Below are 15,728 nucleotides of genomic sequence, written 5' to 3' on the forward strand. Positions count from 1 at the left end.
GTCCTGCTGCTGGCACTCGGCACGACCTGGGCAGTGCTCACCATTGATGTGGCGTCGCAACCGGCCAGGCTGGGAATGGAGGACGTCATCGGGGGGCTCCTACTCGCGCTCCTCACCGCGGCATGGCTCACACGCAGTTCCCAGGTGTGGCTGCGACGCCGGGAAGTCACGGGAAGATGGTGGCCGCTGGCCGTGGTCCCTGTGGTCGTACTGGTAGGTGCGGTTCTGACCTCCTCCCCGATACCGTTCGATGTCAGGTGGACGGCCTCGCGCGAGGACTTCTCAGACGCGGTCACCCAGATCGACAACGGCCGCCCCCTCGAGTCCCTCGCCGGCACCCGGCTCGGTCACTACCGTGTCGTCTTTGTCGACCGTAGCCACGACGGCCACCTGCGCTTCATCACCCACACGGACTGGGTGACCTACGCCGGGTTCACACACGCGACGTCGGCGCCCGACGAGTCCCGCGGGTACTTCTCGTATCAACCGCTCGCCGATTCCTCCTGGTACCGGATGAGCGGCGTCTAGCGGGTCATCAGATATCCGGGAGCGTCTGCCTCCGCGGCGCGGTCCCGCAACTCGAATGCCCGGCGCACCTTATCGAGGTGCGATGGAGAGCTGGCCGGCGATGGTCGCGCGGAGCCACCGTGTGAAGCGCTCGTCCGTCCATCCCCTCTCCCGCGTGAAGTACCGGTGCGTGTCGGGCCCGGTCAGGTGGCCGAGCACGTCTGCGAACTCGGTGACGCATTCCCCGGCGAGCAGCCCGCGCCCGACGAACCACCCACTGCCCAGGTGAAGGTCGTCCATGCGCTGTGACTCACTCAGGCGGACCGCCTCGGCGATCTCGGGATCGGAGTCGCTGGCCAGGATGGCCGCATGCCACAAGTCGATGATCCGGCCGTTGGCGGCCACGATGAACTCGACATAGCGGTCCAACGCGCGCTCGGTGTCGGGGTCGGCCATGATCGCCAGGAACTCCGGTCGCTCGAGTATCGAGACGGCACCCTCGGCCCCGGAGAATCCTCGCTCGAGAATCGCCATCATCAGCGACGCTTTGGAACCGGCTTGGTACACCGACTGCACCGAGACGCCTGCGTGACTGGCGACCTCTCGGAGGGTGGTCCGGGAATAACCGTGTCCCACGAACAACTCCTCGGCGGCGTCGAGGATTCGCGCGCGGGTCCGTGCTGCGGTCTCCGCCCGGCGGCCCATCTCGTACTTGCGCGTACTCATGGGTCGATCCCTGTCCCGAAGTGCATGCCACCAGTCTCGTTGATGGCCTTCCCAAACTTTAGCTGTAGCGATACTCTACTCAAATCTTCTCGCATCGACGCGGCGGAGACGGCATGCGAAGGAGAAACGGTGACCACACGAGGCCTCATCGTCGTGTGCGCGACCCCGATGGGTGGCCACGTCGGACCCCTCACGGCGGTCGGCGCGCACCTGGTCTCCCAGGGGTGGCGGGTGGTGATGGTCACGGGGTCCCGGTTCGCCCACCAGGTCACCGCTGCGGGGCTCGAGCACGTCGCCCTGTCCGGGGTGGCCGACTTCGACGAGAAGGATCCGTCGACGTTCACCCCCCACCTCGACAGGTATCGCGGGCTGAGGCTGTCGCGGTACCAGGTGGAGCAGACGTTCATCCAGCCCATCACCGCGCAGGCCGCGACGCTCGACACCGTGGTCTCCGAGCAGCCGGTCTCGGCCATCCTGACTGACGGCACCTTCGCCGGGACCCTCCCCCTGCTCTCCCGCGACCGCGCCTCAAGACCTCCGGTCATCGGACTCGGGGTCATGCCTCTCGCACAGACCAGTTGCGACGTGGCGCCCACCAACAGCGGAATGCCGTACATGGCGGGGCCACTCGGCAGACTTCGCAACCGCCTCGCCCACCGGGCGGTTCGTCACGTGCTCTTCCGCGCTACCCAGCGTCTGGCGCACGACCGGATCGAGGAGGCCGGTGGGCGGCTGACGGGGTTCGTCCTGGATTTCTCCGCACAGTGCGACAGGTTCCTGCAACTGGGGCCGGCCGAGTTCGAGTACGCGCGCCGCGATCTGGCACCCAACACCGCGTTCGCCGGCCCGGTCGTCGCCCGGCGGAGCCGACCCGTCCCGCCGCCGCCGTGGTGGACCGAGATGCTCGCCGACCCGCGACCGGTCATCCACGTCACGCAGGGCACCCTCGACAACCACGACTTCACCCAACTGGTCGGTCCCGCGCTCGAGGCCCTTGCGGATTCGCCGGTCCAGATCGTCGTCACCACCGGCGGAGCCCCCACCCACGAGCTCGCCCGGATCGCGCCCGTGAACGCCCGGATCGCCGAGTACCTCGACTACGAGGAGCTCCTGCCGCGGACCGCGCTCATGGTGACCAACGGAGGCTTCGGTGGGGTCATGACCGCACTCCGGCACGGCGTGCCGCTGGTCGTGGCACCCGGAGGCGAGGACAAGCCGGAGGTGGCTGCGAGAGTCGGACACTTCCGGGTCGGGATCAACCTGCGAACCCGCCGACCCTCGCCACAGGCCCTCCGGGACGCTGTGGACGCAGTCCTCGCCGACGCCACCTTCGTCGACTCCGCGTCCGCCATGCGCGATGCCATCGCCACCTACGACCCGTTCGCGGTGATCGACACCGAACTCCGACACCTCATCCGGCAGCACCCGACCGACCCACCCGCCCACGCGATGTCCACCCCGGACACCGACGCACCAGACACCGACTCACCACATACCGAGGAGAACCCGACATGAGCGACACCCGCGCAGTGATCGACCAGCACATCACCGCCTTCAACGACCGCACCCCCGACGCCGAACCGTGGGCCGACACCGCCGAGATGGTCACCCCCGGCGGGACCTTTACCGGACGCGAGGGTGTCCTGGGCTTCCTGGCCGTCTTCCAGCAGGCTTTCTCCGACGGCACCCTGCGCATCCACTCGGCGGTCATCGACGGCGGCGACGCCTCCGTCGAGGGCAGCTTCGAGGGAACCCACGACGGCATCCTCCAGAGCCCCGCCGGTCCCGTCGAGGCCACCGGAAAACCAGTCACCTTCCGGTGGAGCGCCACCTACCGCGTCGAGGGCACCCAGCTCATGTCCGAGCACCTCTACTTCGACCAGTTCGACTTCCTCGGACAACTCGGCCTCCTGCCGGGCTGATCTCCACCGGCAGAAGTCCACTCGAGACCAGAAGCCCATCCACACCACACACTCCGGCGCACCTGTCGTCGCCTCCGGCAGTGCGGGCGTGTGAGACCGCGAGGATGCACCGATGACCTGTTCACAGCCCACCGTCCCGTCGCCGGCGCGCCGTCTTCTGGTGCCCATGCTCGCCGTGGTGCTGGTGTCCACCGCGTTCATGGCCCTGGCCGCAGCGCCCGCACGAGCCGCCCGGCTCATTACCGTCGGCGGCATCACCTACTCGGTGGACACCAGCGCACCCGGCAGCGAAGCCACCGCTGCCAGCTACGAGCACGATGCCGGGACCGACGTGACGATTCCCGCCTCCATCACCGTCGGCGGAACCGAGTACCCCGTCACAACCATCGGCGACCTCGCGTTCATGAACCATCAGTTGACCTCGGTCACCCTGCCCAGCACACTCACCACCATCGGTGACTCCGCGTTCGCCCACAACGTGTTGACGACGGTCGTGGTCCCACCTGCCGTCACCACCATCGGCCGCCTCGCATTCGTTGACAATCCCAAGCTGACCACGATTCGGTTCACCGGGCCGGCGCCCCTCACGTTCGCCGGAGATGATCAGCCATACACATTGTGGGCCGCCAACATCCAGTTGACCGTCGAGTTCCGCTCTCAGTACCTGGCAGCTGAATCCTGGCTTGGCTTCACCACACCGAAGTGGGTCGGTTATCGCGCTATACCCGCCTACTCGATCTCCTTCGCCACCGGCGACGGACCGGCCGTCGACCCGGTGACCGTCTGGCCCGGCGAGGTACCCGAGCTGCCCACCCCGGCACGGCAGGGGTACACCTTTACCGGCTGGTACACCTCTCCGGACTCCGATACCCTCGTCGACCCCCGTTCCCCTCTCACCGCCGACATCACGGCCCACGCAGGGTGGCGACCCGTCGAGACCCCAGTTGCTCCCTCGACCCCGGCATGGACCTCTCTCGCCGGAGGCAGTCTCAATGACTTCCTCCGGTTGGTCCTCCAGCCGAACTGATCTCCTACCGCCACGACCCTGCACCGGAAGGGCACCGAGATGAACCGCACCCCCCGCCGCACCGGGCGGCGTCTACCCGCCGTCCTCGGCGCAGCCATGGCCCTCGGCCTGTTGACGGCGACGGCCCACGCCGACCCTGCCCGCAGTATCTCGGCCACCGCGGAGACCACACCCGGCAGCGACACCGTCACCCTGCGCCTGGTCTCGAGCTTCGTCGAGCCCTTTGCCTGCTTCTACTCCATCAACCCCGCAGGCGAGTCGGCACCGTCAAACCTGTGGACGGACAACCCCTTTGCCATCGTGCCAGCCGCGTACAGCGCCCCGTGGAATCTCTCGGAGGTCACCTACACTCACCACCTCACCGACGGCGACTACTCGGTGTACTGGCAGTGCAACGGCAACGGCGCGACGAACTTCGCGCATTTCGGCAACGTCGCCAGCCCCCTGGCCCCGGCGCCCACCGCGGAACCACTGACCTTCTCGATCGACACCAGCCCGCCACCACCGGCCGATCCGGAGTGCCAGGGCAGCGCCTGCCTCCTCCCCCTGATCGGCGAGTTTCTCGATGCTCTACCCCGAGATCCCGCGGTGCCGGGCGCGGCAGGGTCGTTCGGCTGACCGCGCTTCGGCTCACCGGCCCGGGCCGGACCACGCCTGCGCGGTCTGCTCGATCACGGTCTGCCACTGGGTCGGGGAGACGCCGAAGGTGCTGGTGGTCTCCGACCCGTCGGCGACGAAAGGGCCGTCGAACTGGTACAGCACCCCGTTGACCTCGCGCAGCAGAGGAACGACCAGCCCTCCGGCGCGGAGAATCGGCCGCGGCACGCGGCGCACCCGCGGCAGGGTCGCCCCGGCCGCCTCGGCGAGGTCGCTCAGGACCTCCCGAACGGTTCTGGGCGGGTTCGACGGGACGATCCACGCCGATCCCCAGGCCCGCTCGTCCCGGCCCAGCGCCTCGAGCGTGGCGGCCACGTCGTCGATCGCTGTCCAGGTGTGAGGGTGGTCGGAGTCGGAGAACACGGCGACGGTTCTCCCGGCCAGGGTCGCCCGGCCGTAGCGGGCGATGAGACCGCTCTCGGCCGGGAGCGAGGGGCCGATGTAGTCCGAGGACCGCGCCTCGGCCGTGCGCACCCGCCCCGCCCGGTGCGCGGCCAGGGCGTCCTCCCACATCCGCGCACGCAGCGCCCCCTTGTGGTCGACGGGATCGAGCGGGGTGTGCCTGGTCATGGGTTCATGCGCCACCCCGTAGCCGTAGAGGTTGCTCGCCGTCACGAGCACCGCCCCCGTCACCTCGGTGGTGCGCAGCAGCGAGGCCGCGAGCGGTGGCCACTTCTCTTCCCACACGGGATACGGACCGGGGTTGGCACAGTTGTAGAGCACAGCCGCCCCGGCCGCCTGGGCGCTCAGGGCCGCACTATCGGAGGCGTCGACCGCCACCGCGTCGACGCCGGGCGTATCGGTGCTGCGTCCGGAGCGGGTCGCCAGTCGGACGCGGTGGCCCGCCGCCGCTAGCCGGGCCGCCAGGGCGGTACCCACCGGCCCCGCACCGACGATGACATGAAGCTCATCAGTGCTGCTCATGGCCAGATTATCCCATGGCAAGCGCCTCTCGTCGCCCCTCAGCGAGCAGCCGTAGCGCCGCTACCCCCGTGAGGTCGTCACGAGGCCGTCGATGAGCGTGTCGACGGCCCACCGGCGCCGCTCAGCGGGGCTGCCCTGGGTGAAGACGCCGACGGGAAAATCGGCTAGCGTCGGGTGGCGGCCCGGGTCGGACGTGGCGATCGTCGCGGTGAGGTCGTCGATCCCCTGGCCGGTGCCGGACTCGCGGGCCGCCCATTCCGCGGCGCTGGAACTCGCGTACTGGAGCAGCAGGTCGATCAGGTCCAGGTAGTGCTAGCCGTCCGGCCACACGAACATCACCGCTCGCGCGAGTTCCCCCCGTTGGGAGAGCAGATCGACGTAGTCGGCCATCACCCGGTGGAGGCGCTCCCGCCCCGGCTCGGCCCGTCCCACCCCAGATCCAGATCCGCGAGCAGGCGGTCGGCCAGCAGCGCATGCAGGACGGTCACGTTCCGGACGTACACGTAGAGCGACACGGGCCCGGTGTCGAGCTCGGCGGCGACCTTGCGGAGTGTGAGCTTGTCGGCGCCGTCACGCTCCACGACGCGTAGTGCCGCGTCGACGATCCCCTCCCGGGACAACAATTCCTCCGGCCACTGCCCGGGTATCGTCTGATGGTGCCCTCCTCCCTACAGCTACCGGTGAACCTCACCGCCCGCTCTGCGGTATTGAGCGTGCTCCTCGGTATGCGTCCCGCGGAGGCGACCTCGGCGGGCATCATCGAAGTGGCCGTCCACCTGGGGTTCAAGGAGTCCGCGGTGCGGGTCGCGCTGACCCGGATGGTGGCCGCCGGCGACCTGCACCGGGACAATGGCGTCTACCGGCTCTCTCCCCGGTTGATCGCACGACAGCGGCGACAGGACGCGGCGCTGTCGCCGTCGCTGCGCCCATGGGACGGCCAGTGGTCCATGCAGGTGGTCACGGTCCCGGCTGACGCGGTGACCCGGGCCGCGACACGCACCGAGCTCATCGAGTCGCGGTACGCGGAGCTCCGCGAGGGCGTCTGGATGCGCCCCGACAACCTCGACGCCCTCCACACAGGGAGGTCCGAATACACAGGGCGGTCCGAAAACACCGGGCGGCCCGAATATTCGGAGCGATCGGCGGCATTGTCGTCGAGGACCACCGTGTTCTCGTGTCGCCCGGAGGGCGACGTCGAAGCCCTCACGGAGGACCTCTTCGCCCCGACGGGGTGGTCCGCCACCGGGCAGACCTTGCTCGTCGCCGCAGAACGCGCCGACGACATGTCCCGGCGGTTCGAGGTGGCCGCCGCGACCGTCCGGCACATCCTCCACGATCCGCTTCTCCCGGTGGAGCTGCTCCCCGACGACTGGCCCGGCGAGCGCCTCCGGGAGTCCTACGACCGGTTCCGGGCCGAGTTCGCCACGTTCGCCACCGCGGTGCTCGACGACGGCCGCTGACCGCTGCCGAGCCGTGATCACGACGGCGGAGGCGCCGGCCTCTCCGACGTCTTGGCGTCTCCGAAGGGTTCGTCCCTGGAACGCACCGCCTCCCGGAAGCCCTCGGTCGCGGCCCTCGCCTGGAAGGCGTATCCCTCCGGGGTGTGCCGGGCGATGCCGTCGAAGACGGTACTGATCATCCCCGAGTTGGCCACCCCCTGCGCGAGGAGCGCACTGTTCAACGCCAGCTTGGCCATCACGAGCTGGTTGACCGGCATCTGAGCGATGCGCCCGACGAGCTCCTCGGTGCGGACGTCCAGTTCCTCGGGCGGGGGCGCGTCGATCGCGAGCCCCCATTCGTGCGCCTGCCGCCCCGTGATGAGGTCGCCGGTGAACAACAGGCGCTTGGCTCGCTGGTCGCCGAGCCGGTGCGCCCACATCCCGGACGCCGGGATGCCCCAGACCCGCGCCGGCGGGTACCCGATCCGGGTGTCGTCCGCGCAGATGATCAGATCGGCGAACAGCGCGATATCGGTGCCACCCGCCACCGCGAAGCCGTGCAGCTTGGCCACCGTGGGCTTGTTCGCGTGCAGAAGGCTGGAGAAGCCGCGGTTGAACCGGCTCATCATCGCGTAGTCGACCATGGGATCCCACGTGACGCGCGGGTCGTGGTTACGGGCCTGGACACCCGGGTCGAGCACGGATCCCCCGTCGCTGCCGGAGGCATCGGAGCCGTCGGCGGCGTCGCGGGCCATCCCCTCGGCGAAGATCGACAGGTCGTAGCCCCCGCAGAATCCCTTGCCCCGCCCGGACAGAAGGATCACATGGACCGCCGGGTCGAGGTCGGCGCGTTCGACCGCGGACGCGAGCTCGATCGGGGTGTCGCTCGTGATGGCGTTGCCGTGCTCGGGGCGATCGAAGGTGATCCGTGCGATCGCCCCGGTCACCTCGTAGGTCAGGGTGCGGTAGTCGGTGCTCATCTGCCCGTCTCCTCGGTGGTCTGCTCAGTGGTCTGCTCAGTGGTCTGCGCCGAACCGAAGGACCCGTGGCGCCCGGCGCCGTCGGCGAACCGGGCCGCGCCCGCGACCGCACCGGCCTGCAGCGAGACCAGGCCGTGGTCGTACTCGTTCCTGATCGCCGCCTCCTCGCCGAGACCCTCCTGCTCCAGGAGCGACAGCCGGTCCCGTCGCATGCACTCCTGGGGGAACCGCGAGATCTCGGTGGCCAGCTCGATGGCCGCCGTCAACGCCGTGCCGTCGGGCACGACCCTGTTCACCAATCCGATGTCCAACGCCTCCGCCGCGCTGACCGGGCGGCCGGTGAGCACGAGATCCATCGCGCGGCTCGTCCCGATCAGGCGCGGCAGGCGGACCGTTCCGCCGTCGATCAGGGGCACTCCCCATCGGCGGCAGAAAACGCCCATCACGGCGCTCTCCTCCGCGACCCGGAGATCAGCCCACAGTGCGAGCTCCAGGCCGCCGGCCACCGCATGGCCCGTCAGGGCGGCGATCACCGGTTTGCCCAGCCGGAGCCTCGTCGGCCCCATCGGGCCGTCGCCGTCCGCGGCGACGCGATTGCCCTCGTCGCTCGCGATCGCCTTGAGGTCGGCACCCGCGCAGAAAGTCCCGTGTTCTCCGTGCAGGACGGCTACGGAGGCCTCGGAGTCCGCGTCGAAGGCCCGGAACGCGTCGGCCAGAGCCTGCGCGGTCGGCCGGTCGACGGCGTTGCGGACATCTGGCCGGTTCAGGCCGATCACGGTGACCGGACCGTGGGCCGCAACCGTCACCCTGGCATGCTCGTCCACGACGCTCACCCGACCTTCGGGGTGACGCGATCGAGGATCGCGGACGTGTCCACTCCGGCCGGCAGCGTGCCGAGGACATCGCCGCGATCGGCACCCAGCCTGCTGGCACAGAAGGCGTCGGCGACCGCCGGGTCGCCGTGTTGGAGTAGCAGGTGTCCCTGCAGGATCACCGCCATGTCCCCGATCACGCGGCGCGCGACGTACTGCGCCTCATCGGGGTGCCCGGTGGCGATCGCCGTCAAGGCACCGCCCAGGCGATCGACGGCGCTGTCCAGTCGGGCGTCCGCCCCGCGGGCGGAGGACACCGTCCCGAGGAACGCCTCGACCGTCTCCGGTTGCTTTGCCATGGCCCTCAACACGTCCAGCGCGGCGACGTTGCCCGACCCCTCCCAGACGGACAACAGGGGCGCCTCGCGGTAGAGCCTGGGCATCCGGGAGTCCTCCACGTACCCGTTGCCGCCGAGGCATTCCAGGGCCTCGGCCGCGTGGATCGGCCCGCGTTTGCAGACGTAGTACTTGCTCACGGCCAGCCCTATCCGCCGCAGGGCGTCGGCCTCCCGGTCGCCCGCGGAGGCGAGGTCGGTGAGTTCGGCGAGCCACAGCGCGACCGTCGTGGAGGCCTCCGCCTCGACCGCGAGATCGGCCAGCACATTGCGCATCAGCGGCTGGTCGATGAGGGCCGCCCCGAAGGCCCGGCGATGCATCGCGTGGTGGACGGCGTTCGCGACCCCGACCCGCATTCCGGTGGCGGTACCGAGAGTGCAGTCGAGTCGGGTCATGTTGACCATCTCGATGATCGTCGCGACGCCGCGGCCCTCCTCGCCGACGATCCAGCCCGTCGTCTGGTCGTATTCGACCTCACTGCTGGCGTTCGACCGGTTGCCGAGCTTGTCCTTGAGACGCTGCAGGAGGAAGGGATTGCGTGAGCCGTCGGGAAGGACCCGCGGGACGAGGAAACACGTGAGCCCGCCCGGCGCCTGCGCGAGGACCAGGAAGAGGTCGGACATCGGGGCGGAGGTGAACCACTTGTGCCCGGTGATCGAGTACGTCCCGTCGGCGTTCGGCGTCGCGCGGGTGGTGTTGGAGCGGACGTCGGACCCGCCCTGCTTCTCCGTCATCGACATCCCGGCCGTGAGACCCCGCTTGGTGGTGGCCGGCGCCAGATCCGGGTCGTAGTGCGGGCCCGTCAGCAGCGGCTCGTACGTCCCCGCGAGGTCGGGCGCGTGGCGCAGCGCCGGGACCACCGCGTAGGTCATCGATATGGGGCACCCGTGACCTGCGTCCGTCTGGCCCCACACGCTCGACTTGGCCGCGCGGACGAGGTGGGGGCTGGGCCGGGGGTCCGCCCACGGGGCGCCGTGCAGGCCGAAGCCGACGGCGCGACGCATCAGCTCGTGGTAGGCCGGATCGTAGTCGACCTCGTCGATCCGGTTCCCGTACCGGTCATGGGTCCGGAGGATCGGCGGGTTCGCCTCCGCGCGGTCGCCCCACTCGAGCGCGTCCGCGGACCCGGCGAGTCGACCGACCTCGCGCAGCTCGTCCATCGCGTGGTCCGCCCCGGCGCGGGCCAGTGCCTCCAGGACCACCGGTTGTTCCGACGCGTCGTACCCCACGAGGGGTGGGACCTGATTCGTGACCGTGTGTGTCGCCATCGGTGCAGTATTACAGAAACGCTACGGCTACGTCGATACTGTAATTCGCGGTGCCGGCCCGGGCGGCGGCAGGCGATCAGCCGACGGCGTCGAGCGCGGCCCGAACGATGCTGTCGGTATCGATGCCGTGATGCCGGTAGACGTCCTCCAGCGCACCGGTCAGACCGAACGTCGAAATCCCCAACGCGCGCAACGGCACTGTGTTGATCGAGGCCAGGAAGGCCAGCGTGTGCGGGTGCCCGTCGAGCACCGTAACCATCGGTGCCGCGCGCTCGGCGGGGAACACCGCGTCGAGGATCCAACCAGGTGCATCAGACCGTCCGGCCCGCGCCTGAACGGCGGCGAACAGCAGGCCCGCGCTGGTGACGCAGACGACCTCTGATCCGATATCCAGAGCGGAGAGCCGACCGGCGGCCGCCAGTGCCTCGCTGACGACCGCTCCCATCGCGACAATGGTGACGTCCGGATCCGCGCAGGCTCGGAGGGTGTAGGCGCCCGCGACCACCTGGGCCCGGCAGCGCTCGCGAGCGGCGGGGTCGTCGGGAACCGAGGCGAGGTGCTGGTCCACCGGCCGCGTCGACAGACGCAGATAGGCGGACCGCCCGTCGGGCCGACCGAGGTGCGCGAGGCAGTCGAGCAGGATCCACTGCACCTCGACGGAGAACGCGGGTTCGTACGACACACAACCCGGCTGTTCCACGCCGATGGACGGGGTCGTCACCGACTGGTGGGCCCCGCCTTTCGCGGACAGGCTCACGCCGGAGGGTGTGCCGACGAGAATCGACTGCCCGCCTGCATAGATGCCGAACGACCACGGCTCCAATGCCCGTCCCACAAAGGGGTCGTACACGACGCCGATGGGCAGGAGCGGCTGACCCCACCGACTCCAGGTCGCACCGAGCTCGCCGAGCAGCCCGACGAGGTTGGTCTCCGCGATTCCGAGTTCCATGTGCTGCCCGGTGGGCCTCTCACGCCACTTGACGACCGTCTCGGAGTCGTCGGCGAACCAGTCGTGACGTTCGGTCGGCGACCAGACACCCACTTTGTTGAGCCACCCGGCCAGGTTGGTGGTCGAACTGACGTCGGGGCTGACGGTCACCACGCGTGCGGCGACGTCCGGGGCGTCGCGGGTGAGGTCCAGGAGCGCCCTCCCGAGCGCAGCCTGGGTGGTCGAGGTCGACGGTGGCGTGCGGCTCAGGTCCCGCGGCACCGTGAGGCCGGGAGGGCGAGGCACGGGGTCACGGCGCAGATACTCAGCGGTCGACGCGCACAGCGCGCCCTCGGGCGAGTCCGGGTCGAACCTCCGCCACGGCCGGTCGACGTCCTCACCGAGGGAGTCGGCCAGACTCGCGAACTGCTCGGCGGTGAGCAGTGACGAGTGGTTCTGCGGGTGCCCCTGGATCGGCAGTCCGAACCCTTTGACGGTGTAGGCCAGGATGACCGTCGGCCGATGGTCGTCGATCCGGGCGTAGGCGTCGCGCAGGGCGTCGACGTCATGACCACCGAGGTTGGAGATCGCGCCAAGGAGCGCCTGGTCCCCCAGATCCCCGATCACCGTGGCGACGGCCTCCGCGTCGGCCCCCTCGCCCGGCAATCTGTCCCGAACCTCCTGTGCAGAGCACCGCAGCAATCTCTGGTACCCGGGGTTCGACATGTCGCGTAGTCGTCGTCATAGCGCTTCGCCCCCCGGGCGGGCGAACAGCTCCTCCAGAGTCCGCCCGAAGGAGACGGTGAGGACTTGCCAGCCCGCGGCGGCGAACATCTGCTCCAGCCGTGGGGCGGCGATGTTCGGCACCACGCGGTCCAGCGACTGCCGGTTCATGTCGACGATCCACACCACCTCGCCGAGTTCGGCCACCGAGGGGTCGAGTACGGCCTCCCAGACCGCGCCCTCATCGAGTTCGGCGTCGCCGACGAGCGAGTACTGCCGACCGGGGCCGGTGGGACCGAAGGTGGTGTCCACGTAGCGCCGGGCCATCGCACCCCACAACGGTGCCGTCGCCCCGATACCCACCGATCCCGTGGAGTAGTCCACGCGGTCCGGGTCCTTCGATCTACTGGGGTAGGGCTGCAGACCGCCGTACTCCCGCAGCGTCGGCATGTACCGCTCGTCGAGGTCGCCGAGGAGGTAGTTGATCGAGTGGAGCACCGGCGAGGCGTGGGGTTTCACCGACACGCGGTCCCCGGGGCGGAGTTGCCCGAACCACAGAGACGTCATGATGTGGACCATGGACGCGCACGACGCCTGGTGTCCACCGACCTTGAGGCCGCTGGGATTGGGGCGGACCCGGTTCGCGTGGTGGATCATCGCCGTGGAGGTCCACAGCACGCGCTTCGCGATCGCGTCCAGTGTCGCGCGGTCTGCTCCGGGGGCGACGACCTCGGCTGCGGGGTCAGTCACAGCTGGGACTCCTTCTCACGGGGCGACGAGGCCGTCGACGCGCCGAACACCGGCGCCCAGCGGGCCTCAAGAAAGGCCACCAGGTCCCCCGCGGACGAGGCGGCCGGGGACTCGGAGCTCCAGATGATGTGCCCGTCGCACCGGACCGCGACCGCCCCGCCCCGTTCGAGACACAGGAGGGCTTCCGCACGTTTCGGGTCGACGCACCTCGTGCCGACGTCGACCACCTCGACCTCCACCGGTCCGGTCGACCCGCTGTCGAGATGACCCTGCCAGGACCGTGCATCGGCGGTGAAGAGAGTCACCGTCTGCGGCGAGCGCTCGACCAGCTGCAGGATCGACTGACGCCCGTCGGAGGTGTCGACCAACGACACGTGCGGGAGCCGGCCTCCTGGCACGACGCACGGTGCGTACTCCGCGACGTCCTCCACCACACGACCGCCGGCGCCGGATCCACTACCCCGCTCGTGGTCGGACACCAGCGGCCCGTCGTAGCAGTACCCGAACTCCAGGCCGGTGGAGACGAAGTGCGACAGCTGTAGGGGAATCGCCTCGGCGGCTTTCGCACGCGCACGTGCCGCCCGGGGGGTCTCCTTGGAAAGGACGGCGGTCCGGGCGAGGCCACCCCGGACGAGCTGCTCGGACACACGCGCCGCCAGCCCCATCGGCAGCCACCTCAGTGGCGCCCTACCCATCAACCGGGTCGCGCGATACAGCGCGCGGTTCGTCGCTCCGAAGTGTCGGGTGACCGCGTCGAGCTGGAAGTGGTTGGTCACACTGTGGTCGGCGAAGCGCTCGACCACCGGTCGGCGTTCGAGCTCGTAGGTGTCGAGAAGGGTCTCGTCGGCGCCGTGGGTGAGCACGGCATCGAGCTTCCACGCGAGGTTGTGGGCATCCTGCACGCCACTGTTGAGTCCGTAGCCCCCGGTATGTGGGAACCGGTGCGCTGCGTCACCGACCAGGATCACCCTGCCGCGGCGGAAACTCTCCGCGGTCTGCGAGGTCATGGTCCACGCGCCGGTGGAGACGATGTCGTAGGTGTTGCCCTCACCCAGGACCCCAGGGAGCGTGTCACGCCAGTACCGGTCCGGGTCGGCGGCGATGGCTTGCCCGGGATGCAGGTAGGTACCCATCAACACGTAGTGGCGATCGGCGTGCGCGATGAGCACTCCGGCGAACTCGGGCCGGTAGATCCAGGTGAGCAGGGGCCTGTCGTCCGGGTGCAGGTCCGGCGACCGGAAGAACGCGCTGGCCATACGGGCCAGGACCGGGCCACGCAGACCGATCCCGAGGCTCTCGCGGATCGGACTGTTCGCGCCGTCCGCACCGACCACGTACTGCGCTTCGATCCGACCGAGGTCCGTGTCCGCCACCACGCCGTCCTCGACCCGGGTGATATCGCGCACGCTCACCCCGCGGCGGAAGTCGACCAGCGGCTCGTCGTCGAGCCACTTCCAGAGCACGGGCATCAGCAGGTGCTGGCCCACGTGGGAGATGAGGAAGTCGCTCAGGGAGCGGACCTGGTCCAGCCGTTCCGGGTCCGAGAGCAGGTCGATCTCGCCCAGCGGGGGCGCGGTGGTCGACGACATCCATCGGATGACGCTGATCTCGGAGATCGGCGGGGACAGCGCGGCGATCTGCCCGGCGAGGTCGGGGGCGATCTCGCGCCAGATCTCGAGCGAGCGGGCGTTGATGACGTGCGCCGCCGGGTGGGTCAGTGGGTCCTGCCGTCGGTCGAGCACGAGGGTGGGGATCCCGCGCGCCGCCAGCAGCAACGCGAGGGTCGCGCCGGAGCTGCCCGCGCCGGAGATCACGACGGGGGCCCGGGTCTCGGAGCTCATAGCGTGCGAAACGTGATGGCGCGCGTGTTGGCCCGGGCGGTCGTGCCCGGACGCACTCCCGCCTGTCGGTGCACCAGCTCGGAGGGCGCGTCGCCGCGTCGCAGCCGCTCCAGCAGATACCCGGGGTCGATCATGACCCCGATGGGGTTGTCCGCGAACTCCTCGCTGTCGAAGAACGCGGCGGTCTCCTCCGGGGTGGGGAAGTTCTCGACCTGGAACTCGAGCCGGATGCCATCCGGGTCCTCGTAGTACAACGACGTGGTGGGGCCGTGGTTGATCGACCACACCGGCTCGATGCCGAGGGAGGCCAGGCGCTCGTGGTTGAGAAGCAACCGTTCGAGCGAGCTGTAGGTGAACGCGAGGTGGTCGACTCCGAGGATCTTGCGGCGGAGCCTGGCCAACGGGAAGAGGTAGCGCACGAGGCCGGGGATCTTGACCAGCGCCAATCGGTGACTCTCGTCGTCCCAGGTAAGAAAGGCGATCTGTTTGTCCTCGTGAATGACCTTCGCGCCCAGGACCGTCCGGTACCACTCGATCATCTCGGTCGCCCGCGGCGTCTTGACCACGTAGTGAGCGAGGATCTCCGGCGCGAGGGGGGTGTCGACCGGCTCCGGGACCGTCATGATGGCTCTCCATTCGTTGAGTTCTCGGCGATGATCGGGGTGCGTTGCGCGCCCAGGTCGAGAGACCCGTCTCCTGAGCGGATCGAGGCGGTGACGAGGTCGCCCGGTCGCAGGAAGGGGCCGTCCTTGTTGCGTCGGATGAACAGCCGCCACATCACGTGTTCGGGAAGCAGCGCGGTCAAGCCCCTTGTAGTGGTGTAACTGG

14 protein-coding genes and 2 pseudogenes are annotated in these 15,728 nt (G+C 69.5%); 6 read left to right on the top strand and 10 right to left on the bottom strand.

Annotated features, from left to right (window positions below):
* The first annotated feature begins 33 nt into the window (after positions 1 to 33).
* The gene (locus CEY15_RS16095) at positions 34 to 528 is read left to right on the top strand and encodes a hypothetical protein (RefSeq protein ID WP_141244288.1); all 495 of its coding nucleotides are present in this window, start codon (positions 34 to 36) and stop codon (positions 526 to 528) included.
* 69 nt (positions 529 to 597) lie between these two features.
* Here CEY15_RS16095 and CEY15_RS16100 read toward each other — a convergent pair whose 3' ends face one another.
* A complete protein-coding gene (locus CEY15_RS16100) occupies positions 598 to 1,233 on the bottom strand; it encodes a TetR/AcrR family transcriptional regulator (protein WP_095719277.1) in 636 nt (211 codons plus the stop codon).
* Between the two features lie 129 nt (positions 1,234 to 1,362).
* Between CEY15_RS16100 and CEY15_RS16105 the strand changes: the two genes are divergently transcribed.
* The 4 genes from CEY15_RS16105 to CEY15_RS16120 all read left to right on the top strand — a co-directional run bounded on the left by CEY15_RS16105 (position 1,363) and on the right by CEY15_RS16120 (position 4,800).
* Positions 1,363 to 2,748 carry a glycosyltransferase gene (locus tag CEY15_RS16105; protein WP_245847672.1) on the top strand — a complete coding sequence of 462 codons (1,386 nt, stop codon included), beginning with the start codon at positions 1,363 to 1,365 and terminating at the stop codon, positions 2,746 to 2,748.
* Complete coding sequence (locus tag CEY15_RS16110; protein WP_095719279.1) at positions 2,745 to 3,155, top strand: ester cyclase; 411 nt, start codon at positions 2,745 to 2,747, stop codon at positions 3,153 to 3,155. The genes CEY15_RS16105 and CEY15_RS16110 overlap by 4 nt, the downstream gene beginning before the upstream one ends.
* 112 nt (positions 3,156 to 3,267) lie before the next feature.
* The gene (locus CEY15_RS16115) at positions 3,268 to 4,182 is read left to right on the top strand and encodes a leucine-rich repeat protein (protein WP_095719280.1); all 915 of its coding nucleotides are present in this window, start codon (positions 3,268 to 3,270) and stop codon (positions 4,180 to 4,182) included.
* 39 nt (positions 4,183 to 4,221) lie between these two features.
* Complete coding sequence (locus CEY15_RS16120) at positions 4,222 to 4,800, top strand: hypothetical protein (RefSeq protein ID WP_095719281.1); 579 nt, start codon at positions 4,222 to 4,224, stop codon at positions 4,798 to 4,800.
* Between the two features lie 12 nt (positions 4,801 to 4,812).
* Here the strand turns inward: CEY15_RS16120 and CEY15_RS16125 are convergent, their stop codons facing one another.
* Positions 4,813 to 5,763: an NAD-dependent epimerase/dehydratase family protein gene (locus CEY15_RS16125; protein WP_095719282.1), complete on the bottom strand. Its 951-nt coding sequence runs from the start codon at positions 5,761 to 5,763 to the stop codon at positions 4,813 to 4,815.
* A 389-nt stretch (positions 5,764 to 6,152) separates the two neighbouring features.
* The gene (locus tag CEY15_RS16135; protein ID WP_217987113.1) at positions 6,153 to 6,383 is read right to left on the bottom strand and encodes a TetR/AcrR family transcriptional regulator; all 231 of its coding nucleotides are present in this window, start codon (positions 6,381 to 6,383) and stop codon (positions 6,153 to 6,155) included.
* A 33-nt stretch (positions 6,384 to 6,416) separates the two neighbouring features.
* On the opposite strand from CEY15_RS16135, the gene CEY15_RS16140 reads away from it, so the two are divergent.
* A complete protein-coding gene (locus CEY15_RS16140) occupies positions 6,417 to 7,223 on the top strand; it encodes a PaaX family transcriptional regulator C-terminal domain-containing protein (protein WP_095719285.1) in 807 nt (268 codons plus the stop codon).
* Between the two features lie 17 nt (positions 7,224 to 7,240).
* On the opposite strand, the gene CEY15_RS16145 is transcribed toward CEY15_RS16140, so the two are convergent.
* The 7 genes and pseudogenes from CEY15_RS16145 to CEY15_RS18545 all read right to left on the bottom strand — a co-directional run.
* Positions 7,241 to 8,182: a crotonase/enoyl-CoA hydratase family protein gene (locus tag CEY15_RS16145; protein ID WP_095719286.1), complete on the bottom strand. Its 942-nt coding sequence runs from the start codon at positions 8,180 to 8,182 to the stop codon at positions 7,241 to 7,243.
* On the bottom strand, positions 8,179 to 9,015 hold the full coding sequence (locus tag CEY15_RS16150) for a crotonase/enoyl-CoA hydratase family protein (RefSeq protein WP_245847673.1): 837 nt from the start codon (positions 9,013 to 9,015) through the stop codon (positions 8,179 to 8,181). Before CEY15_RS16150 ends, CEY15_RS16145 begins: the two co-directional genes overlap by 4 nt.
* Positions 9,012 to 10,658, bottom strand: a complete 1,647-nt coding sequence (locus CEY15_RS16155; protein ID WP_095719287.1) for an acyl-CoA dehydrogenase family protein — start codon at positions 10,656 to 10,658, stop codon at positions 9,012 to 9,014. The genes CEY15_RS16150 and CEY15_RS16155 overlap by 4 nt, the downstream gene beginning before the upstream one ends.
* A gap of 76 nt (positions 10,659 to 10,734) precedes the next feature.
* Positions 10,735 to 13,059, bottom strand: a pseudogene (locus tag CEY15_RS16160) (transketolase-like TK C-terminal-containing protein).
* The gene (locus CEY15_RS16165; protein WP_095719288.1) at positions 13,056 to 14,900 is read right to left on the bottom strand and encodes an FAD-dependent monooxygenase; all 1,845 of its coding nucleotides are present in this window, start codon (positions 14,898 to 14,900) and stop codon (positions 13,056 to 13,058) included. Before CEY15_RS16165 ends, CEY15_RS16160 begins: the two are co-directional and overlap by 4 nt.
* Positions 14,897 to 15,523 (bottom strand): VOC family protein, encoded by a 627-nt coding sequence (locus CEY15_RS16170; RefSeq protein ID WP_095719289.1) that lies wholly within the window; start codon positions 15,521 to 15,523, stop codon positions 14,897 to 14,899. The genes CEY15_RS16165 and CEY15_RS16170 overlap by 4 nt, the downstream gene beginning before the upstream one ends.
* A pseudogene (locus tag CEY15_RS18545) lies at positions 15,520 to 15,728 on the bottom strand (hypothetical protein); the annotation flags it as partial. The gene CEY15_RS16170 and the pseudogene CEY15_RS18545, both read right to left, overlap by 4 nt.

The sequence above is a fragment of the Dietzia natronolimnaea genome (assembly GCF_002289575.1).
Lineage (GTDB): Bacteria > Actinomycetota > Actinomycetes > Mycobacteriales > Mycobacteriaceae > Dietzia > Dietzia natronolimnaea_A.

Bases quoted from the DNA above. Each gene is read 5' to 3' on its own strand.
- CEY15_RS16100 (WP_095719277.1), bottom strand. From the start codon at position 1,233: ATGAGTACGCGCAAGTACGAGATGGGCCGCCGGGCGGAGACCGCAGCA.
- CEY15_RS16115 (WP_095719280.1), top strand. From the start codon at position 3,268: ATGACCTGTTCACAGCCCACCGTCCCGTCGCCGGCGCGCCGTCTTCTG.
- CEY15_RS16110 (WP_095719279.1), top strand. From the start codon at position 2,745: ATGAGCGACACCCGCGCAGTGATCGACCAGCACATCACCGCCTTCAAC.
- CEY15_RS16165 (WP_095719288.1), bottom strand. From the start codon at position 14,900: ATGAGCTCCGAGACCCGGGCCCCCGTCGTGATCTCCGGCGCGGGCAGC.
- CEY15_RS16140 (WP_095719285.1), top strand. From the start codon at position 6,417: ATGGTGCCCTCCTCCCTACAGCTACCGGTGAACCTCACCGCCCGCTCT.
- CEY15_RS16120 (WP_095719281.1), top strand. From the start codon at position 4,222: ATGAACCGCACCCCCCGCCGCACCGGGCGGCGTCTACCCGCCGTCCTC.
- CEY15_RS16155 (WP_095719287.1), bottom strand. From the start codon at position 10,658: ATGGCGACACACACGGTCACGAATCAGGTCCCACCCCTCGTGGGGTAC.
- CEY15_RS16125 (WP_095719282.1), bottom strand. From the start codon at position 5,763: ATGAGCAGCACTGATGAGCTTCATGTCATCGTCGGTGCGGGGCCGGTG.
- CEY15_RS16170 (WP_095719289.1), bottom strand. From the start codon at position 15,523: ATGACGGTCCCGGAGCCGGTCGACACCCCCCTCGCGCCGGAGATCCTC.
- CEY15_RS16145 (WP_095719286.1), bottom strand. From the start codon at position 8,182: ATGAGCACCGACTACCGCACCCTGACCTACGAGGTGACCGGGGCGATC.